This is a genomic window from Sphingobacterium sp. BIGb0165 (assembly GCF_024810095.1).
Classification (GTDB): Bacteria; Bacteroidota; Bacteroidia; order Sphingobacteriales; family Sphingobacteriaceae; genus Sphingobacterium; species Sphingobacterium detergens.
Genome location: NZ_JANUEB010000009.1, coordinates 307,042 through 329,020 on the forward strand (window position 1 = coordinate 307,042; position 21,979 = coordinate 329,020).

Consider the following 21,979-nt stretch of genomic DNA (forward strand, 5'->3'; position numbering starts at 1 on the left):
TATAAACTTTTGATTATGATTTACTTATTGATTGTCAATGTTTCATTGATTATCAGCTTTGCGCTCTATAGGCTGATTTTTCGAAAACTTACCTTCTTTCAATGGAATCGCGTCTATTTGATTGGGATGATATTTTTCTCGCTATTGGCACCCATCGGGATATTTATAGAATTACCGAAAGCAGAGATAATCGCGTACTCCATACCTATGGTGGATTTGAGTGGCTATATGGAGATCGCCATTAATAGCCCCAAAGAGCAACCAATTTACTTGATAGACATCTTGACTTATGTGTATTGGGTAGGTGCTGCAATTGCTTTCATATTGTTGTTATTTAGGGTGATTAAGTTGGTACGTGCATTACAGGATGAACATGATTATCTAAGTTTCTCATTTTTCAATAAAATCATCATTGGAGAGTCTATTAAGGAGAAAAGTAGTATTGAATCACATGAGCGTGTTCATGTCGATCAGGGGCACTCCTATGATTTACTTGTGATGGAGCTGTTGAAAATTTTCAACTGGTTTAATCCGGTTTTATATTTCTTTCAGAAGGAGTTAAAATTCCAGCATGAATGTATTGCCGACGAAATCTGTTCGACGGATAAGGTGGCCTATGCCGAAATGCTGGTCGCTCATGCGCTGCAGGTGGATCATTTACCACTGACGCATGAGTTTTCTAATCATTCATTTTTAAAGAAAAGAATTATGATGTTATTTAAGAATAAATCAGCGCGGAAAAAGCGTTTGTTATATACCGCAGTATTACCAATGTTGCTGCTTGTAGCAGGGTCTACACTGGTATTCAATACCACGCGTGCAAAGGATATAGTTTCAGATGTAGAAAGTTCGATCAATCAGGTTGAGATCGCGGCTCCAACGAAAGTGTTGAAAGAGCAGGATGAGTGGTTTGGTAAAAACATTGATATTCAATTAGATACAATTAAAAGTAGAAAAGTGGCTGATGCCAACCAGGCGAAATTGGATGCTGAGCGAGTTATTGCTGAACAGCAGATGAAGGGTAGAGACTCGAGCCTCGATTCGCTTAACCCAAATTTCAATGCAATATTTACTGCGGTGGAGATCGTCCCCCAACCGGAGGGTGGGATGGCAAATTTTATGAATTGGGTATCTACGAATTATGCATATCCTAAGGAAGCACTTGATAGGAAGGTAAGTGGCGTCATTGAGATTTCCTTTGTTGTAGAAAAGGATGGAAGTCTTTCTGAAGTCAATGTGAAGCGGGATTTGGGTTATGGAACCAAAGAGGCTGCGCTGGAACTAATGAAAAAAGCGAAAAAGTGGAAGCCTGGGATTCAAAATAGACGGATTGTTCGGGTTGCTTATACATTGCCTATTCGTCTAAATCTCAGCGATGGTAAAGAGAATCAGGTTATGCGCGGTAAACCAACTGGAAGTCCTGTCTTAGGGGCTGAAGGACTTGAAAAATGGTTTATTCAAAATTTTAAGTTTCCAAGGAAGGTGACCAAAGAAGATCTTGATCCAGTAATCCAAGCATATTTGACAATTAATGCAGATGGTAGCATCGAGTCGGTGTTAACCAATTCGGATTTAGGACCTGCATTTTCTAAGGAGGCTGCCTCACTTTTAGAAAAATCAAAATGGATTCCGGCCTTAAAAGATGGCAAACCCGTCGAATCCATTGGTCTTTTCAGAATTAAGTTTACGCCAGAAGGGGGTTATGTGAAAAATTATACCCGAGTGGATGTGAATTCTGAACCTGTGGGAGGGATGATTGCCTACCGAGATTATGTTATGAAGCACTATGCTCCAAATTCGACAGGAGAGGATGGAAATGTTGTTATACAGTTTATGGTTGAAAAAGATGGTGAGCTAAGTAACTTTAAAGTTGTTAATACACCAGATACAAAGGCGGCTCAAGAACTTGTAAAACTATTGCAGCGTGGAACAAAGTGGAGACCTGGTATTCTTGACGGTAGTCCAATTAAAAATCAATATGAACTGACGTTAAGGGTAATGAAGATGAATGGAGATCTTTATAATGTTTATCGTTGGGAGGGGGTAAAGGTGCAAAAGATTAAATCTTAGGAGATCGATCGGATGTTTAGAAAGAAGAGTATCTTATTTTTGTTTATCGCCCTTTCGCTAATTTTTACACTTGTATCCTGCAAATCCTATCAGGTAGCGCCTAATGGTTATACCGTGGAGGGCGATGAATATTTCATCAACGTCGATAAAAATCTTGCTGTATTTTTAGGAGATGATATTTTAAAAGAGGAAAATTGGGGTGCCAATACCGGTCCCATCAATGTTAGTAAGGTCAAGGCTGAATACACTAAAGTACTCAAGCATCTAAATTACCTGGATACAGCTTACAAGGTGTTGTTTACCGGAAGCCTGAAAGGGGATTATAACTATGATATGCTTGCTGTGATAAACAATTATCCGAATGTTAAAGGTCAGAAAAGTCATTTACTCGACTTGACCACTTTCCAGCGTGAGGAAAACAAGGAAGGACGCTATTTTTATAGCATAGGTGAATTTAAAGGGAAGAAGCTACTGCACTTTGTTATTCCGTTCAATGATCGGCTTTGGCAGGAAAAGATGGTTAGTATGATCTTTCTGCTTCCGCCTGATTTCAAAGATATTGCCTGGGCGAAGGATATTGTGCAATCCAATGTAGCGATGTACCGGGATCGCTATGTTTTTACGCCGAGCAGGACGGAGATACAATGCCCCGATGATGGAAGCCGTTCGCACCTGGACTATAAAATTCCTGACGAGAAGATTAACAAAACCGGATACATGCTAATGAAAGCATACGGAAAGGTTGAAGGGAAGCGCACATTGGTAGTCTATCGACTAATGAAACCAAAAGATTTTTTTGGATCCTTCGTCGTTTGTAAAGGAGACTATGAAATTCTCTATACAACACTGCAAGATAAAATCGTCTGGCAGACCAAAATCAATACAGAGAGGGATATTGTATTCTAGTTATTCTATTTTATGAAGAAGTATTAAAGCCTTGGATTAATAATCCAAGGCTTTTAATTTATTTTTGAGCTGTAGAATTTCATTCTGAAGTTGCTCGACTTTATCCAATAGGTGATTGGCCACCTGAATTCCTTGTGGATTTACTTCCAGGTCATAATATAGATTTGAGAAACGCTCCAGTTTCTTGAGCTCATCTTCATCAATAAATTGTTCTTCCTGTTGTATGACAATATGAATAAGGCCATACTCCTCCATGGTCTGTAGAAAAGTTGTTTCAACTTTTCTGGATTGGCAGAAGTCAATAACTTTTATGAGTGTCGTTTCCATGAGATTATTGTTTTAAATCCTTCAGTTGCTGAAACAATGTTTTTTCCTCTTCGGAAAGATTGCTGGGCATTTTTATATTAATGCTGACATAGAGGTCTCCAAATTCGCCTTCTTTCCGATAGATTGGAAAACCTTTACCTTTGAGCCGCATTTTTGCCCCGTTTTGACTTTCAGGTTTTACCTTTAATTTGATCTTACCTCCAAAGGTGTCGAGCGTTGCCTCTCCTCCTAAAATGGCCGTATAAAGGTCAACATCTAGCGAAGTATACAGGTCATTTCCCTGTCTTTTGAAGGTTGCATCGGGAGTGATATTGATTGTAATATACAAATCGCCCTTAGGGCCTCCGTTGATTCCTTCACTACCGTATCCTTTTAATTTGATTTTCTGTCCATCCTCTACACCTGCATGGATTGTAATACGAATACTTTTACCATTGATATTAAAGGTTTGTTGATGGGTTGTATAGGCCTGTTGGAGGCTTAAACTCAATTCGGCATTAAAGTCCTGTCCTCGAAAGGTACTTTGCCTACCACCGCCACGTCGGCTTCCAAACATCTGTTCGAAAAAATCTGAGAATTGGCCGTCATCGAAATTTCCTGTATATTCTTGCGAACCGCCACTACCAGCAAATGGATTACCTCCGGCACCAAACGGATTGCCACCACCAGATTGGGATTGTCTGTATTGTTGCTGCGCTTTCTCGTACTCTTCTCCATGCTGCCAATGTTCGCCATATTGGTCGTACTTTTTGCGTTTTTCGGGATCGGACAATACCTCATTTGCTTCATTAATCTCCTGGAATCGTTGTTTAGCCTCATTATCATTCGGGTTTACATCAGGATGGTATTTACGCGCTAATTTGCGATATGCTTTTTTGATATCATCAGCCGAGGCTGTTTTATCAATACCAAGCACTTTATAATAATCTACAAAAGCCATATGTAATTTGCTGTCTTGTAATAAATATAACAAATTTTTAAGCGCTTTGTTCTGCTTGTCAATCAAAAAAAGAAGTCCCAGAGTTTGACATCTGGGACTTCTTTTTTTGCGGTAAAGTTTATTTGTTATTCTTTATTACTATCAATAATTAATCGCTCATCTCTATTGGCGATCTGCCATGCCGTGAAAAAGACCAACTTCTCCCGTTTGACCATTAATGGGAAATCAATCCTGTCATAGGTGTCTGATGGTGTATGGTAGTCCGGATGGAGGCCCGAAAAATAGAAGATGGATGGTATGCCTTTCTTTGCAAAGTTATAATGGTCTGAACGGTAATACAGACGCATTGGATCCTTTGGATTATCATACATATAATCTATTTCCAGTTTGGTGTTTTTTTCATTTTCATCTTTATTGATCTGATAAAGTTCAGAACTCAGTTTATCTGAACCGATCGCATGGATATAGTCATGATTCCCTTTGATGTGCTTATCATCTACACGACCAATCATATCGATGTTGATACAGGCAACAGTATTTACCAGTGGGAAAACTGGGTTTTCGGTGTAGAATTTAGAACCCAGTAAGCCTTTTTCTTCAGCAGCATAGGTAATAAAAAGGATACTGCGTCTTGGTCCATTACCAGCTGCTTTTGCGCGGGAAAAACTGCGGGCAAGTTCCAACACAGCGGTTGTTCCTGAGGCGTTGTCATCAGCACCAAAGAAAATATTTCCTTTGGAATCTTTGCCATCGTGATCGTAATGTCCACCAATGACAACAATTTCGTCTTTTTTGTCGGTTCCCTCCAGGTATCCCAGGATATTCGGGTCGGCTAAAGGTTTTGCATTTGTACCGAAGTCGGCCTTGAGATTGGTGTTAATCGCAAAAGAATTTGCTTGTCCAGAACGGTTGATCTTGCCGACAACAGCGGCTAGATTTGTGCGTGCAAGGTTAAAGATATAATTCGCAGCATGATCTGTAATGTTGACGACTGGGATCATGGGTGATTTTTCGGGCGCAGGCTGATCTATAGCTAGGTTATAACGTCCTTCTGTCGCGCGGTCTCCTGCCTCTTCAAGCAATTGGGATAATTGGCTGTTGACAGCCAACACCAACTTTGGTTTCTTCTTGAGAATTTCCTTGATTTTCTTATTCCTGCTTGTCGACCAGTCAGATGGAGTCTTCTTCCCGGTGATCCATGAATTTCCCTTATCATCCGTAGGTTCACTTTCGTTCAATAACAGGACAACTTTATTGGTCAGGTCTAAGCCCGTGATATCGGAATACTTTGGATCATCAATTCCATAGCCAATGAATATTATTTCATTGCTTTCAAAGAGTTTCTCCTCGTTGTTTCCAATGACAAAGATATCTTTCCCATTTTGAAAAGGTCGGTCATTGATTGTAAACTGCTTGACCTTAAAACTATTATGTATAAGCTGTAGGGGCTGGAAATATGATCCATTTACGGGTGCTGAAAGTCCGTATTTTTTGAACTCATTTGCGATATAATCCGCGGCCAACTGACCACCTTTCTGTCCTGTTCCTCTTCCTTCAAAGTCTACCGAAGCAAGCGTTCGTAGATGTTTTTGTGTCGATTCTACAGTGATTTCATTCGCATATTTGGTACTGACATCCTGTGCCTGAGCACAACTCACCACAGAAAACGCTACCCAAATCAGGTTATGTATTTTCTTCATTTCGTATTTAGTATGTAGTATTGTGTATCGAGATACTGGTGCTGTAAGCTTGGGCTCTGCGCCGCACGCAATACTTTGTTATCGTTTAAAATAGTATGTATATAAGATGATCAAGGATAACAATTAACAACAGTGTATTATTATGCCCAAAACAATATGAAGTATAGCAATGCCAACCTTGACCACCTTAGATCAGTACACAATATAACTAAAAAAGCGGATGAAAAGTATATTCTACTCTTCATCCGCTTCTTAAAATATGTTAATTTATTAATAGCTGCAAGCTATTTTATTGACACGATTGGCATGACGTCCACCTTCAAATTCGGTTGTCATAAAAGTTGATACGATCTTTTTAGCGAGATCAAGATCGATAAAACGGGCAGGGACACACACCACATTGGCATCATTATGTTGACGTGCCAATACCGAAATTTCCTCCAACCAACAGATTGCGGCACGGATATTTTGATGTTTATTGGCTGTGATCGCAACACCATTGGCACTGCCACAGATCAATACACCAGCATCAGCCTCTTTGTTCTCTACCGCTGATGCGACCGGATGTGCAAAATCTGGGTAATCGACTGAATCTGGAGAGTTGGTTCCAAAGTCGGTTACTTCATAACCCAATTCATTTAAAAAGCTAACCAATGCTGTTTTGTATTCAAAACCTGCATGGTCACTTCCAATCGCAATTTTCTTTACGCTGCTCATTTCTATTGTTATTTTATTTTTCTTGTGCTAATTTTTTTCTTTTGACATCCGCAGAGACCATGATACTTATTTCATACAATAAGAACATCGGGGCAGCAACGGTCAACATGGTGATAATATCTGCAGAAGGTGTAATTACGGCTGCTATAAGCAAAATAATTACTGTTGCATAACGACGGCTGGCACGCATAAATTCAGGCGTCATAATGCCTATTTTAGACAGAATAAATACCATGATCGGCAGTAGGAAGACGATTCCACAGCCTAATGTCAATGTCGCAATGGTAGACAGATAGTTGTCTATCGTAATCTGGTTGACGATTTCATCACTTAAGGATACATTCGCTAGGAAGTTGATGGATAATGGTACAACAATATAATATCCGAAAAGAGCGCCTAAAACAAATAATACCGTAGCATAAAATACAAACCCTCGGGCAGAACGTCTTTCTACATCTGTCAATGCCGGTTTTACAAATAGCCAAATTTCGAAAAGAAGATAAGGGAAACCCATCATCAAAGCCATCAACAAGCAGGAGTTGATCTGGAGCATAAATTGCCCAGCCAATTCCGTATTGATAATATTAAAAGGTATCTTCTTGACACAGAAATCAGCTAAATTGAATACCTCAGCGGCTTTACACATCATGCGGTAGGTCCAAAAATCCAAATTTTTGGGTCCCATGATAATATCTTTAAATACAAAATCGTAGAATGTGAATGCAATACCTGCAAAGATACAGATTGCGATAGCTGAACGGACCAAATGCCATCTTAAGACCTCAAGATGGTCAAAGAAAGACATCTCTGCTTCTATATTCTTCCCCTTATTTTTGATAGCTTGTATTAGATCTTTCGAATTTGGTGTACTCATAAAAATTGTTTGGAAACAAAAATACCATTCTTATTGTAAAGAATGGTATTTTTTATGTATGTAAAGATAATTTTATTTAGTCTTCTACAGGATATTCAGTTAGGTCAAATGTTTCCATGAACTTTGTTGTGAAATTGCCTGCTCTAAAGTTAGGGTCACGCATTAATCTCAGGTGCAAAGGAATGGTTGTTTTGATGCCTTCAATCACAAATTCGCTCAATGCACGCTCCATGGTACAGATTGCTTCTTCACGTGTTTGTGCAACAGTGATCAATTTAGCGATCATAGAGTCATAGTTTGGTGGAATGGTATAACCTGAGTATACGTGTGTATCTACGCGTACACCATGACCTCCCGGTGAGTGAAAGTTAGTGATTCTTCCCGGTGAAGGGCGGAAATTGTTGAACGGATCTTCTGCATTGATACGACATTCGATCGCGTGCATTTCCGGTTCATAATTTTTTCCGGAGATCGGAATACCAGCAGCGACCTTGATCTGTTCTTTGATCAGATCAAAGTTGATCACTTCTTCTGTTACAGGGTGTTCTACCTGAATACGTGTGTTCATCTCCATAAAATAGAAGTTGCGGTGTTTGTCAACCAAAAACTCGATTGTGCCAGCACCTTCATAGTTTACAGCTTTTGCACCTTTCACAGCAGCTTCACCCATTTCAGCTCTTAGTTCAGGCGTCATAAATGGTGAAGGAGATTCTTCGATGAGTTTTTGGTGACGACGTTGGATTGAGCAGTCACGTTCTGACAAGTGACATACTGTACCAAACTGATCACCTACAATCTGGAATTCAATGTGACGGGGTTCCTCAACATATTTTTCAAGGTAGATACCATCATTACCAAATGCTGCAGCAGATTCAACACGAGCAGAATCCCAAGCTGGTTCAAACTCTTCGTCTTTCCAGATGATGCGCATACCACGACCACCACCACCGGCAGTAGCTTTGATAATAACAGGGTAACCTATTTCATTGGCTAGCGTGATCCCTTCTTTTACGTTTGAGATCAAACCATCTGATCCCGGTACAGTAGGTACACCGGCTTTTTTCATGGTATCCTTCGCACGGGACTTATCGCCCATTTTTTCGATCTGCTCAGCAGTAGCACCAATAAATTTGATACCATACTCTGCACAAATTGCCGAAAAACGTGCGTTCTCAGATAAGAAACCATATCCTGGGTGAATAGCATCTGCATTTGTCAATTCAGCCGCAGAAATAATATTCGGAATGTTTAAGTAAGAATCTTTACTCGGTGGAGGGCCAATACAAACTGCTTCATCGGCAAATCTTACGTGTAAGCTGTCTCTATCTGCGGTTGAATATACTGCAACACTTTTGATACCCATCTCACGGCAGGTACGGATAATGCGCAGGGCAATTTCTCCTCTATTTGCAATTAATATTTTTTTAAACATTGTCTTGAATTATGAAGTTTACAAAAATGTAGCCCTTTGGAGGCTACATAGTATTCATTTACGTTTGTAAATTACTTAGGCTCAACTAAGAATAATGGTTGGTCATACTCAACAGGTTGAGCATCCTCTACCAAAATCTTAACGATTTTACCAGAAACTTCAGATTCGATTTCGTTGAACAATTTCATTGCTTCAATAATACACAATACATTACCTGTATTGATATCATCACCAATATTAACGAAAGATGGTTTACCAGGTCCAGCTGAACGGTAGAATGTACCGATCATCGGTGATTTAACAGTAATCAAGTTTGCGTCAGCGTTAGCAGCTGGTGCTGCTGGAGTAGCCACAGGAGCTGGTGCTGCAGCTTGAGCCACAGGAGCAGCAGCAATTGGTGCTATAGCTGGAACAGAAGCTGTTACGTACGTAGGCTCTTGATTTGTCTTTATTGTAATTTTAAAATCTTGCTCTTCAATCGAGACTTCATTCACACCTGATTTTGAAACGAATTTAATCAAGTCTTGAATTTGTTTGATATCCATACCCATAGTATTCTAGGTTTTGTTTGTTTCTTAAAAAATTCTAACTGTCAAAAGTAATAAATTATACCATAAAATGGATAATTAATACGCCCATTTTAAATAGATGGATCCCCAGGTGAAGCCACCACCGAAAGCTGCAAGGATCAGGTTATCTCCTTTTTTCAATTGAGATTCCCATTCCCATAAGCATAAAGGGATTGTTCCACTGGTTGTGTTTCCATATTTTTGGATGTTCACCATCACTTTTTCTTCTGGAAGACCTACACGTTCTGCTGTTGCATCGATGATACGTTTGTTGGCCTGATGCGGTACCAACCAAGCAATGTCCTCTGACTTCAAATTGTTTTTCACCATGACATCATGGGCAACATCAGCCATATTTGTCACTGCAAATTTGAATACTGTACGGCCTTCTTGGTATGCATAATGTAATCCTGCGTCAACAGTAGCATGTGAGGCCGGGTTTAATGAACCACCACCTTTAATATTTAGGAATTGGCCACCGGAACCATCTGTCTTCAAAATCGCATCTTGGATACCCAATCCTTCTTCATTTGGCTCCAATAAAACACAACCACAACCATCTCCAAAAAGGATACAGGTATTACGGTCTTGATAATTGATTACCGATGACATTTTATCAGCACCGATGACAAGCACTTTTTTGTGCGTACCTGCTTTGATAAACTGTGTTCCGGTATTCAGTCCGAACAAGAAGCCCGAACAAGCTGCCTGTAGATCAAAGCCCCATGCATTTGTCGCACCGATTTTATCGGCCAAAATATTTGCTGTAGCAGGAAACAGCATATCAGGTGTACTTGTACAAAAGATAATTAAATCGATATCTGTCGCTTCTATTCCTCTCTTTTTCAACAAACCCTGAACGGCAGGTACAGCAAGATCTGATGTAGCAAGCCCTTCGCCCTTTAAGATGCGTCTTTCTTTGATTCCTGTTCGTGATACAATCCACTCGTCGTTGGTATCGACCATTGTTTCCAATTCTTTGTTGGTGAGGATGTAATCCGGAACGTAACCATTTACAGCCGTAATCGCGGCATGAATCTTTGACATAAATACTTAATTGAAAATAGATCTGATACTGTCAATGAATTTAGACTCGATCATATCTCTTGAAAATAAAACCATATTTTTAATGGCCTCAGGTGTTGAAATACCATGACCAATAATGACAGGAGCGTTAACTCCTAAGATTGGACTACCACCGTACTGCTCGTAGTTGAATCGGTCGAAGAAATCATCTTTAAAGCCTTTTTTCAGGGTCACTACATAAAATGATTCTGCAAGTTTCAAGACCACATTGCCCGTAAATCCATCGCATACGTATACGTCTGCATGGTCACTGAACAGGTCGCGGCCTTCTGCATTTCCGATAAAGTTAATCTTGTCGTTGGCTTTAAGTAGGGGGTAGGTAGAGGTTGTCAGGATGTTTCCTTTTTCTTCTTCTTCTCCGATGTTCAATAATCCCACTTTAGGGTTGGATACATTGAAAACATGCTCGGCAAAGAGGCTGCCCAACATTGCAAATTGATTCAGCATCTCTGGTTTACAGTCCGCGTTTGCACCGACATCCAGTAAGATTCCGAATCCCGATTTCAATTTTGGAACAATTGATGCTATGGCTGGGCGTAATACGCCTGGAATAGCTTTCACGCTGAACATCGATCCCACGAGCATGGCTCCGGTGTTGCCAGCGGATGCGAATGAGTCGATTTCCTTGTTTTTTAAATATTCAAATCCCTTCGCAATACTTGAGTTGGGTTTTTGAGTTATTGCTTTGGTTGGATGTTCACCCATTGCAATGACTTCTGGAGCTTCCACATATTCAAAGTCAGATGAATTTCCTCCGGCTTGATCGATTAATTGTTTCGTCTCTTCAGTTTTACCAAAAAGGACTATTTTTTGGTCTCCAGTAAGCTGTTTTTGTGCTTCAATCGCACCTGTTATCGTTGCTTTAGGAGCATAATCTCCTCCTAAAATATCTAAACCAATCTTCATCCGTTATTATTTAGTAAATCAATAATACGCAAAAAACATCCCAAAATAAAGCAAATTTCTAAAATATTGCTTGTTTGGGATGTTTTGGTGTTATGAAAGGTTTACCTTAGACAACAGCTGTATTTTCAATGATCAATTTACCGTTGTAGTACAAGTTTCCGTCTACTTTGTAAGCACGGTGAGGTAAATGAACTGCGCCAGTTTCTTTACATACTGTCAAGCTAGGAGCTTCAGCTTTATAATGTGTTCTTCTTTTGTCTCTTCTTGATTTAGAAGTTTTACGTTTTGGATGTGCCATCTCGTATTTTTGTTTTAGTTATTTTTAATATTTCTCAATGCTTCCCAACGTGGGTCGATAATTTCTTCTTCTTTTTGCTCCTCTGAATCCGGCTCGCTTGTAAATAAAGCCAACATCTCAGGATCGCATTGTATACCCTCTCCCTGCTCTTCACATTTCACGATATAGGGAACAGCTAAATTGATGTATTCATACAACAGCTCAGCTATATCCAACTCATGGTCGCTTTTTGATAAGATCAACACCTCTTCGGTATTGTCTGTCCAATCTTCATCCGTGAATTTGACCAATATCCGTTCTTGAATTGAAATCGGTGACATAAACTCTTTTAAGCAGGTATCACAAGCCAATTGAATTTCGCCTTGGATATCAAAATGCAAAATTAACAGGTTCTCCTGTTTTTGCAACTCAACTTCTGCTTTCAGATTGCCATCTTTTACAATCGAATGTTCGTAGCAGTCAAAGAACTTTTTATTAACGTCAAATTCAAAATTGTGCTTTCCAGCGTTGAGTCCCGAAAAGGGAATTCTGTATTGTTTTAGATGTTTCACAATCTTGCATTTGAGCCTGCAAAGGTATGTATAAAATCAATAGGATCGAAATATTTTTTTAAATATTCCCGTCGAATGCTTTATCTATACACAGAGCACGACTTATTCATAATAATTTTTACCTAACTCTATCTTTTCGCGTCCATTTGCCATGCGCCATTTGTTTGTGTCACGTAGCGAATAAGCGCAGCCGCAATATTCCTGCATGTAGAATTTCTCTTTTTTGGAGACTTCTAACATCCTTGCCGAACCACCTTTCTTGCGCCAGTTGAACGTCCAGTACTCCATGTCTTGGTGGCGGGAAGCTGCACGTAGCCCACAGTCGTTGATCTGCTCCATGTTTTTCCAACGTGAAATACCCAATGAACTCGAGATCACATCAAAGCCATTAGCCGCCGCATATTCGGCTGTTTTTTCAAAGCGCATATCAAAACACATGGTACAACGGATCCCTCGCTCAGGCTCTTGTTCCATGCCTTTAGCCAGATCAAACCAATGGTCTACATCGTAATCCGCATCAATGAAAGGAATATTGTGCTTCTCCGCAAAACGAATATTCTCCTCTTTGCGCAGATCATACTCCTTACGTGGGTGGATATTGGGATTGTAGAAATAAATCGTAAAATCGATATCCGAAGCAATCAATGCTTCCATGACTTCTCCGGCACAAGGTGCACAGCAGGAATGTAAAAGCAATTTCTTGCCCTCTCCTGGTAATGCCAACTTCTCCCGTACAAATTCCTTCTTTTCCATAATCGTATGTGATATCAAAAAACAAAGGCAATTTTAATCAAAAAGTAGCGAAATGGCAAATATTTCCGTTTTAGACATCATGGTATCCGTCTAAAAGAATGAGATAAATTCATTGATATTCTGCATATATTAGTAGATTTGTATGTTTGACACAATAAGCTATTTATAATAAAAAATATGAAATTTTCATTTCAAACCTGTGTTATTGTATTATTTGCAAGTTTAATAGGTGTTGCTTCCTGTAAAAAATTGGACGATGAACCAGAAAAAGGTTTGCCGACACTTATTTCAAGATTGTATATTTCTTTCTCTGACTATCGAACAAATAATTCGATCAAGAATCTTATGATTGTTGATCCTGCGGACACCAATACACTGGATAATACCGTTCAATATCTTTCCCCAACGAGAGGCGGTGGACCGGTGCTCTTTGATCCCAATGCAACATCTATTTTCCAGGCAAGCTCGGGAGCCGTTACTCAAGATACCTTTATCCAACGGATTCCTTTGGACGACATTTATGGGAATCCCGGTAATGCTAGTCAACTTGGGTTTACAGGTTTTAGAAATGTAAGAGGATTGGCTTATTACACCTATGCGCAACAAAATGGTACTGGAGGATCGGCAGTGACCAACTTTCTACTTGCGGCGACAGGTGGGAATATGTTATATGCGATAAGCCGTCCGGAGGGAAAAGGTGGAGCAGGTGGTTCTAAGATCATTGACAAGCAGATCAGTTTAGGGGATATTGAACCAGCCTCATTAACTTTATTACAGGGAAATCCAGCTGATAAAAATGAAAAATGGGTACTCATTGGATTTAATGATGAAGCTAAAAACAGAATTGGTTTTGCTGTCTACAAAGGTCTTAAACAGGAATTGATAGACAGGGCGCGTGATACGATCATCAATAAGGATAGATTTGAGCCTGCATTGACAGTCTATGTGGAGGGAAAAAAAGACCTAAGAGCGGTGTCTTATGCACCGAATAAAAAACTATTTGCTGTCACTGCAGGCCAGGAGGTATTGTTCTTTAGGAATCCTGATGCGTTGTTTAGCGAATCCGGGAATAAACCGATTGTTCCTGACTATGTGGTTGCTGGTTCAAAGACCGGATTTGATATACCGCAGGGAATTGCGATCGATGACCGTGTTAAATCGGGTAAATTCTTTTATGTCTCCGATTATGGTTCGAAAAAAGTCTTACGTTTTAATTTGACAGATCAGGGGGGAGATATTGAGCCCGAGCTAACAAAAGAGTATGGGACATTGACACCGAATTATATCTTTTTGGACGCCCGAGAGGCAACGAATTTCTAAGCCCTCGACTTACTACTTATCAAACAAGCAATTCGAACAGTTCCCTGATTTCCTGTTGCTTGCTTGAACTTTCATGTGCTTCATACGCCGACAGGAGATTCCGCAAAGCGCGCTTCAGGATAGTCACATTGTCGCAGGGAAATGTAAATTCCCGATCTGGACCTAGGTTTAACTGCTTCAGGAACGAGTTAACATCACTTTTTTGCATGATCTGCCCCCGGTTAAATGCATTGATGTAGAACAAAACATTTTCATTTCCTTCCTCATCCGAATCCATGTAAGCCAGGATAAAATGTTTGGGTAAATTGATCCCATAAATCGGAATATCTAGCTTTTGCGCAATAATGCTATAGATACAGGATAAGGTCAAGGGATTCCCCTGTTTCGTGTCCAAAACCTGACCGATATAAGAGTTTTGCGGATGGTGATAGTCCTTCGTATTACCAGATAATCCAAAAGAGCCAAATAGCACATGATTCAGCAGATTCACCTTCTCCAATGGACTCATATCGTATTGTAGTCCGCGCCACACCTCTGTTTTCAGATCTTCGATCTTCAACACGATTTTATGATCTTCGTAAGAAGGATATTGATAATTATTGAGAATGATAAGTCCTTCCAGTAGATTGAAGGAATTGCTCAGATTCCAGATCTGTAGCTCATTTTTAGTCTGGTCAAACTGAATTTCATGAATAATGTTTTCCAGCCGCCCCTGGACTCTTGGATCAAAACTCGACTCCCAGAATCTTTCCAAATAAGGAACAATTTCAGGACCTTGGCTTTTTAACTGATGTTCCACTTCCTGAATAATCTGTTGATCGGTATCGTCCAACAGGAATATTAACGATTTCAGCTCTCTCTCATTCATCATAACGAAGTTAAAAAATTGAATTGAGAAATGATACAAAAAAATCCCTACAGTATTCATGTACCGAGTAGGGATTATTCAGGTTAAATTGGGATACAATTATTTGAGCTGGCCATCCAGCATATTGACAATTCTTTTGCCGTACTCCGCATTTTTTTCGGAGTGGGTAACTTGTATGATCGTGACACCGTCATCATTCAATTGTTTGAACAGTTCCATGATCTCTTCGCCTTGTTTGGAATTGAGATTACCCGTAGGTTCATCTGCCAACAAGAGTTTCGGAGATCCCGCCAATGCACGTGCAATACCAACGATCTGTTGTTGTCCTCCGGACAGCTGAGCCGGAAATAGATCTTTCTTTCCCACAATACCAAAACGGTCAAGCATATCGGCCACAATGGCTTTACGCTCTTTGCTGGAAATGTCCTTATAGATCAGTGGTGTTTCTATATTTTCATATACAGTCAATTCATCCAGTAAATGGTAAGCTTGAAATACATATCCAATGTGAGATTGGTAGAGTTGCATTCGCTTTTTTGCTTTCATCTCCAATACATTTTCATCCATAAAGATATATTCACCTTCATCCGGTTCGTCCAGCATACCAATAATATTCAACAGGGTGGATTTGCCTGAACCCGAAGGGCCCATTATGGATATGAAATCACCTTCTGCTATATCTAAACTGACATCTTTGAGCACAAATGAGCGTGTACCACCTACGTTATACCACTTGAATAAATGTTTTAATTGTATCATTTTCTAGTATTGAGATTTTAGTATTGAGTTTTGAGATTTTGGGTGTACAAGCCTAGGCTTAACTGATACCTCTTTTTTATTTTGTCTTTTAATTTTTACTTATTCATCCCGTAGGCTATCTACCGGATTTGTTCTTGCAACTTTTAATGATTGGAAGCTAATGGAAATCAATATTAAGATAAATATGCAAAATATCGGGATCAAAAACGACCACCATTGTATATTGACATGGTATGCAAAATTGGAAAGCCATTTCTCCATGAGTAAATAAGCTAAAGGAAGGGCTATGCCGATACCGATCAGAAATAACCTGAAAAACGGTTTATTCAATTGGAGAAAGAGCAGCTGAGCCGAGGCACCGAGTACTTTCCGGATACTCATTTCTTTTTTGCGTAATGCGGCCTGATAAGCGGCCATGCTGAACAGTCCCAATGCGGCGATAATAACGGAAAGGCTCGTGAAGCTATTAAAAGCAACCTGTAGTTCTTGTTGTTTCTTATGCTGTAAAGCATATTGCAGATCCATAAAGGAGTAGTCTAAAGGCAGATCTTTTGCAGATGTATTTTTTGTCCATTCTTTCTTGACTGTCTCAATTGCCCGATCGACCATTCCGGATCTTGTTTTCACCATAAGCGTCGTCTGAATACGCATGCTACCGCACTCATTTTTAAATGAATATAGGGTAGGTTGAACGGCATTTTCAAAGCCATAAGCCTTATTATCTTTGACAAGGCCGACGATTTCGAAGTTTGCGTCACAGCCACTAATTTTTGCGCCAATTGGATTTGAAAGTCCCAAATTTTTAGCGACCGATTCATTGATGACCGCATAGTTGGAAAGGGAGTCGCGGAGCAACTGATCCATTGACAGATTGGTATTTCCTTGTAAATTAGGAATATTTAATGTTTTGAAATAGTCTGGATCAATACCGACATGAGCAAAGGAAATATTCTTTTGGGCATAGGAGAATTCCATTTTGGGAGGTTGTTCTCCCTCTCCTGGGATATTTGTTGCGGAAGCCACTGCCTCAATGCTTGGATCATTTTCCAATCTCCGCTTTAATTGGTGGAAAGAACCATCAATTTTGGTGTCATAATACATTCCCACTCCCTTGAAATTGATCACTTGAGCTGGCTCAAATCCCTTATCTGTATGCTGCATGTACTGAAGTTGAGCCCTAATGACCAGCATGCCTGAAATAAACAGAATTGCCATACTGATCTGAAAAATTAATAAGGCATTTCGGAATGTTCCTTTTTTTAGTATGGAAGTTAATCCTCCTTTGAGCAGATTGACTGATTTGAAACCTGAAAGAACTATGGCAGGGTATATTGCGGAAAGGATTGTTGTTAATAGTACAGCGACACAGAGCTGGATAATGGTTTCAGAACTTAAAATATAACTTCTCAGATCATCATTGAACCATCTTTGTAATATGTTTCCCGTAAGTGCCAAGGTAATGAAACTCAATACTGCCGCACTGCTGGTCAATATAAATACTTCCAGTAATAATTGCCTTACAATAGCCCAGCGCGAACTTCCCAATATTTTTTTAAGGGCAAGCTCTTTCAGGCGTTGATCGGCTTGTGCCATAATCATATTAGCGAAATTGGCGGATGCAAGCAGGAGTATCAACAAGGAAAGAATACCGATAATCCATGTAATGATATAGGCGGTGTTACTTCCGGTTTTTGGTCGCAGGTGCATGTGGGCCAATGGATCTAAGTAGATCTTGCCTTTGGCATAACTGGAAGAGCGTATTTTATCTTTTGGTGCGATTTCCTTGTGGTAGATTGCATTAATTTTATTGGTCAAGTTGACCATGTCTGTACCTGGTCTGACCTGAATAAAAGTCTGGTATAAAAATGGATTATTTTCAGCAAAAAGATCCTGTGGTTCACGGATAAAAAGAAGGTCGTAATCAATCATCGAAAGACCTTGCTTTTTGATGGTGCCGTAAATCGTCTCACGCATACCCAGATCAAGGCTCATAGACGGAATGGAATGGGGACTGTCAAATGTTAAATCCTCCTTTTTGAAAAGCTGTTGGGCAATAGGACTTTTGACCATGGTCGCATCTTTTTGATCTTTGTTTTTGTAGAGCGGTCCGTTGGCATTTTCTATCTGAAAGATCCGTGCGGCAGAAGAATCGATTAATGCAGCATTTTTGATAAGCACCGTCTTCTCCCCAAAGAGTGGGTAGCTACCATAGTTGTAGACCATTTTTCTGCCGGCATATACAATATCCGGTAAATTCTGTTTTAGCAAAGGAGCTAGGGAAGGAGAGGTTTCGTCCGTAAAAGCACCTTCGGCTTCCAGACCAACCTGATAGATTTCCTTATAGTTTGGATTCCATTTATCAAAGCTTGTTTCCCGATTGATGTATTGATAGGAAAGGATAAAACCGGTAAAACCCAGCGTCAGTCCGATAATGTTCAAGAACGTGAAACCCTTATTTTTTAAGAGTTTACGCCAAGCCAGTTTGAAATCATTTTGTGCCATGTTGTAAGGTTTTATGTTTCGGTCTCTTCCGCATCAAATCCGCTGTAAAGAAAATACAATCCCCTTGCCAGTGTTTTAATACTTTTATTATGAGTTTGTTAGGTGGTATTGCTTGCCTTTTGATGTTCGATTTCGGACAGTTTTCGTTCGCAATCGAACATTCATCCCCCTTAGCCATTGGTTCATTGCCCACCACGCAACAGGCAAGGCAATGACCAAGGCAACAAACACCAATTTTTAAGATCTTCTGACTTTATTCATCCCTTAGACTATCGACCGGATTGGTTCGGACAGCCTTCCATGTTTGATAACTAATGGTACCTAAGGCGATGAGGACAGCGCCCATGCCCGCCAGAATAAAGTACATCCAGTTTATGTCTATTTTATAGTTGAAGTCTCTGAGCCATTGGCTCATTGCCCACCACGCAACAGGTGAGGCAATGACCATGGCAACAAACACCAATTTTATAAAGTCTCCAGACAGCAGTTTCAGCAATCTGAGGGTACTGGCACCAAGCACCTTCCGTACACCGATTTCTTTTGTCCGCTGTTGTGTCACATAGGTGGCCAGTCCAAAGAGACCAAGGGCAGCTACAAAAATGGCGACGATTGCGAAACAGCTAAATATATTTTTCGTTCGTTCAACATCTTGATAAAGGGAAGCAAAGCCCTCATCCAAAAAGCTGTAATTGATTTTTTGATTAGGTGAAAATTTATTCCATACATTGTTAATCGCGTTCAGGGTCTCTTGCAGGTTTTCGGGCTTAACTTTAATAGAGAGGAGTGATGGATAACCCCGCAGTACCATACATAGACCAGCGTACCCTTTACCTTTCAGTGATTCAAAAATAAAATTGTCTACAACACCAACTACTGTCCAGGTATTGGCATTGGTTATTTTTGCCCCGATCGGATTTTTTAATCCCAGGTCATCCGCCAATTTTTGATTGATGATCGCAGCCGTACTGTCCGTAGCCATTTTTGGATCGAAATTTCTACCCTGCGTCAATTGCAATCCGAAGGTAGCAAGATAGTCCTGGTCAATCTCCCAAAACTGCCCCTGTGTCGCCATATCGATCTCTCGTCTACCTTCATTCCAAAAAGGATTACCATTTCTTTTGGCACCATCAATGGGGACAGGGAGGAAATCACCTAGGGAAACTGCGCTGACATTTGGAATGGACTTTAATTCATTCTTAAGACTAGGGATCTGATTTCCCAATGTACCAACGCCGCGCAGGACAATCACCTGCTCCTTTTTGAAGCCGAGGTCTTTTTCCAGGATATAGCGTATCTGTTGATTGGTCACCAGGGCGCTTACAATGAGGATGATGGAAGTTGCAAACTGAAAAATGACAAGACCATTTCTGAATAATGAAGATTTGGCTCCGGTGGTCTTATTTTTCAATGTAGCAATCGGCTTAAATCGGGATAGATACAACGCTGGGTAGATTCCAGCCAAGCTGCCGATGAAAATTATCGCTATTAATAAAGAGGGGAAAAAGTATAGGGATGTCCAAGGAATCGTCAAGGATTTATTGGCTAGATTGTTGAATATAGGCAACAAAAACCAACTCAGTAATAGAGCAACGAACAAAGATAATACACTATAGCAAATCGCTTCGAGTAAGAATTGTCCGATCAACAATGCCCTTGTCGAACCAATTGTTTTCCGGATACCGATTTCTTTGGCTCGTGTAGCGGCATTGGCCGTGGATAGGTTGATAAAGTTGATACAGGCAATCAGAAGAATAAATAACGCCACGGTGGCAAATGTCCAAACCATGCGGATATCACCTCGATTCAGTGTACTGACTTTATCATCATCAATATCAGTAGACTTTAAATGGATGTCAAGTGCATTTTGTAAATTGATTTTTACTTGTTCGAATATAGGATTGAGCTTACGACCTGATTTTTTGTATTCAGGCAAATAGTGCTCTTTATAGTTTCTTAAGATCTCTTTTTCTGTTTGTTCAATGTTGACCTGTGGTTTCAATTTAACGTAGACCGTGTAATTATTGCTGAGCCATTGATTTTGTTCGCCAGGGTAAAAAGGTTCACCAGCAAGCGAGATAAAAAAGCTATAACCGGCCAGCGTAGAATTTTGAGGTATGTCTTCGATGACACCAGTAATAGTATATAGCTTTGATTTGTTATTGTTCAGATAGATGGTCTGTCCGATAGGATCAGTTTTGAAATATTTTTCCGCTTTACTTTTCGTAATGACCAATGTATTGGGTTGATCTAATGCATGGGCAAGTCTTCCTGAAACCATAGGTGTCGGAAACATGTCAAGAATAGATTGATCAACATACACAAAGCCATCATCGTAAAAGCTCTGCGGATTATCGTTCAGAGAGAGTTGATTGCTGCCTGCACCAAACAAAGGATTGGGAAGTATCCGCCCCGTTTGTTCTATTGATGGTATTTCCGCTTTAAGCGTTGGGGCAACGGGTGCCGAAAGCGACACCCAACGTTCTATTTTACCTTCGATCGGAAGCTGAACGACCAGACGATAAATTCGATCCATCGATGGATAAAATTTGTTGTAACTTGTCTCCTGTTTGATGTAAAGTACGATGAGAATACAGATTGCGATACCAAAAGCAAACCCTCCGATCTTTATAAAAGAATAGAGTTTATTTTTTGCCATATTCCGCCGAGCGATTTTAAGACTATTTCCGATCATAACAATACTTTTTTAAGGTCTTATTGATCAGTAATCGACCGATCAATCTAGATATTATATTGAAGTCAATTGTATTGCCACTTTTTTAAGTTGTTGGTTTATAGGTTTTTGTTTTGTTTATTGGGTTTTATGTCTGTACGATATCGAACAGTTTTACGTCCAATACCGCACAGATTATTCCTGCGATGCGATATCCTTTCTTTTTTGTCAATATCGATCAGCATCAGATGATTTGTGCTAGGAAATAATTATGTGCTCAAATACGTTGTCTTGGGCCTTATCTTTTCAAATGGCTTGGTTTCTCTGATTTTATGGAGGAAATTTTATAAGAGGTACTGGTGTATTTGGATGAAATAAGGCGAAGTAAAAGCATCTCGTAGTTTTATGCTCATAAGTGCATAAAACTACGAGATGCGGAGCTTAATCCTCAATCTCTTTCAATTGAAGATGTTCACATAATTCGGACATCATTTGAGCAGGGTCGGTATCGATGGCCAAAGCGATTAAGTACATTTCATCCAAACGTAATTTGGATGTTTCGGTCATTGTTAATTCGTTAATCCTGGCTTTACTTAGTCCTGTTTTGCGCGCAATCTGAGACTTATTTACAGACTTCTTCGCTAAAAATTCGCCTAGTTTGGTCATTGTGTTATCTTAATATTTCATCGTTTTGTATAGATAAATATATATAATGTTATTTTTATTTATA

20 protein-coding genes are annotated in these 21,979 nt (G+C 39.8%); 3 read left to right on the forward strand and 17 right to left on the reverse strand.

The window, feature by feature from the left end; translation table 11 throughout:
• Window positions 1–15 precede the first annotated feature (15 nt).
• Window positions 16–2,070, forward strand: a complete 2,055-nt coding sequence (locus tag M2408_RS21290; protein ID WP_259186481.1) for a M56 family metallopeptidase — start codon at window positions 16–18, stop codon at window positions 2,068–2,070.
• 12 nt (window positions 2,071–2,082) lie between these two features.
• A complete protein-coding gene (locus M2408_RS21295) occupies window positions 2,083–2,976 on the forward strand; it encodes a hypothetical protein (RefSeq protein WP_259186482.1) in 894 nt (297 codons plus the stop codon).
• Window positions 2,977–3,012: 36 nt separating this feature from the next.
• Here M2408_RS21295 and M2408_RS21300 read toward each other — a convergent pair whose 3' ends face one another.
• The 12 genes from M2408_RS21300 to M2408_RS21355 all read right to left on the reverse strand — a co-directional run bounded on the left by M2408_RS21300 (window position 3,013) and on the right by M2408_RS21355 (window position 13,129).
• A complete protein-coding gene (locus M2408_RS21300; RefSeq protein ID WP_259186483.1) occupies window positions 3,013–3,303 on the reverse strand; it encodes a chaperone modulator CbpM in 291 nt (96 codons plus the stop codon).
• A gap of 4 nt (window positions 3,304–3,307) precedes the next feature.
• Complete coding sequence (locus M2408_RS21305) at window positions 3,308–4,243, reverse strand: J domain-containing protein (RefSeq protein WP_259186484.1); 936 nt, start codon at window positions 4,241–4,243, stop codon at window positions 3,308–3,310.
• Window positions 4,244–4,368: 125 nt separating this feature from the next.
• Complete coding sequence (locus tag M2408_RS21310; protein ID WP_259186485.1) at window positions 4,369–5,943, reverse strand: M28 family peptidase; 1,575 nt, start codon at window positions 5,941–5,943, stop codon at window positions 4,369–4,371.
• A gap of 270 nt (window positions 5,944–6,213) precedes the next feature.
• Complete coding sequence (gene rpiB, locus M2408_RS21315) at window positions 6,214–6,660, reverse strand: ribose 5-phosphate isomerase B (RefSeq protein ID WP_259186487.1); 447 nt, start codon at window positions 6,658–6,660, stop codon at window positions 6,214–6,216.
• 13 nt (window positions 6,661–6,673) lie between these two features.
• Complete coding sequence (gene tatC, locus M2408_RS21320) at window positions 6,674–7,534, reverse strand: twin-arginine translocase subunit TatC (protein ID WP_223583945.1); 861 nt, start codon at window positions 7,532–7,534, stop codon at window positions 6,674–6,676.
• Window positions 7,535–7,610: 76 nt separating this feature from the next.
• Window positions 7,611–8,966 (reverse strand): acetyl-CoA carboxylase biotin carboxylase subunit, encoded by a 1,356-nt coding sequence (gene accC, locus M2408_RS21325; RefSeq protein ID WP_259186489.1) that lies wholly within the window; start codon window positions 8,964–8,966, stop codon window positions 7,611–7,613.
• A 71-nt stretch (window positions 8,967–9,037) separates the two neighbouring features.
• Window positions 9,038–9,517: an acetyl-CoA carboxylase biotin carboxyl carrier protein gene (accB, locus tag M2408_RS21330; RefSeq protein WP_259186490.1), complete on the reverse strand. Its 480-nt coding sequence runs from the start codon at window positions 9,515–9,517 to the stop codon at window positions 9,038–9,040.
• 75 nt (window positions 9,518–9,592) lie between these two features.
• On the reverse strand, window positions 9,593–10,582 hold the full coding sequence (locus M2408_RS21335; RefSeq protein ID WP_120261596.1) for a beta-ketoacyl-ACP synthase III: 990 nt from the start codon (window positions 10,580–10,582) through the stop codon (window positions 9,593–9,595).
• A gap of 6 nt (window positions 10,583–10,588) precedes the next feature.
• Window positions 10,589–11,527, reverse strand: a complete 939-nt coding sequence (gene plsX, locus M2408_RS21340) for a phosphate acyltransferase PlsX (protein ID WP_077437805.1) — start codon at window positions 11,525–11,527, stop codon at window positions 10,589–10,591.
• Window positions 11,528–11,633: 106 nt separating this feature from the next.
• Window positions 11,634–11,825, reverse strand: coding sequence for a 50S ribosomal protein L32 (gene rpmF / locus M2408_RS21345; protein WP_077437804.1), 192 nt, complete (start codon window positions 11,823–11,825; stop codon window positions 11,634–11,636).
• A gap of 14 nt (window positions 11,826–11,839) precedes the next feature.
• Window positions 11,840–12,376, reverse strand: a complete 537-nt coding sequence (locus M2408_RS21350; protein WP_259186492.1) for a DUF177 domain-containing protein — start codon at window positions 12,374–12,376, stop codon at window positions 11,840–11,842.
• A gap of 102 nt (window positions 12,377–12,478) precedes the next feature.
• Window positions 12,479–13,129: an epoxyqueuosine reductase QueH gene (locus M2408_RS21355; protein ID WP_259186493.1), complete on the reverse strand. Its 651-nt coding sequence runs from the start codon at window positions 13,127–13,129 to the stop codon at window positions 12,479–12,481.
• Window positions 13,130–13,306: 177 nt separating this feature from the next.
• Between M2408_RS21355 and M2408_RS21360 the strand changes: the two genes are divergently transcribed.
• Entirely contained in the window at window positions 13,307–14,449 is a 1,143-nt protein-coding gene (locus tag M2408_RS21360) for a hypothetical protein (protein WP_259186494.1), read from the forward strand.
• A gap of 19 nt (window positions 14,450–14,468) precedes the next feature.
• Here M2408_RS21360 and M2408_RS21365 read toward each other — a convergent pair whose 3' ends face one another.
• From M2408_RS21365 to M2408_RS21385, 5 genes are all read right to left on the reverse strand, one after another.
• The gene (locus tag M2408_RS21365; RefSeq protein ID WP_310447463.1) at window positions 14,469–15,320 is read right to left on the reverse strand and encodes a transglutaminase-like domain-containing protein; all 852 of its coding nucleotides are present in this window, start codon (window positions 15,318–15,320) and stop codon (window positions 14,469–14,471) included.
• A 96-nt stretch (window positions 15,321–15,416) separates the two neighbouring features.
• Window positions 15,417–16,076, reverse strand: a complete 660-nt coding sequence (locus M2408_RS21370; protein WP_259186496.1) for an ABC transporter ATP-binding protein — start codon at window positions 16,074–16,076, stop codon at window positions 15,417–15,419.
• Window positions 16,077–16,175: 99 nt separating this feature from the next.
• Entirely contained in the window at window positions 16,176–18,578 is a 2,403-nt protein-coding gene (locus tag M2408_RS21375; protein ID WP_259186499.1) for an FtsX-like permease family protein, read from the reverse strand.
• A gap of 253 nt (window positions 18,579–18,831) precedes the next feature.
• Window positions 18,832–21,234: an ABC transporter permease gene (locus M2408_RS21380; RefSeq protein ID WP_259186500.1), complete on the reverse strand. Its 2,403-nt coding sequence runs from the start codon at window positions 21,232–21,234 to the stop codon at window positions 18,832–18,834.
• 456 nt (window positions 21,235–21,690) lie between these two features.
• Window positions 21,691–21,915 carry a helix-turn-helix transcriptional regulator gene (locus tag M2408_RS21385; RefSeq protein WP_259186501.1) on the reverse strand — a complete coding sequence of 75 codons (225 nt, stop codon included), beginning with the start codon at window positions 21,913–21,915 and terminating at the stop codon, window positions 21,691–21,693.
• Window positions 21,916–21,979: the final 64 nt, after the last annotated feature.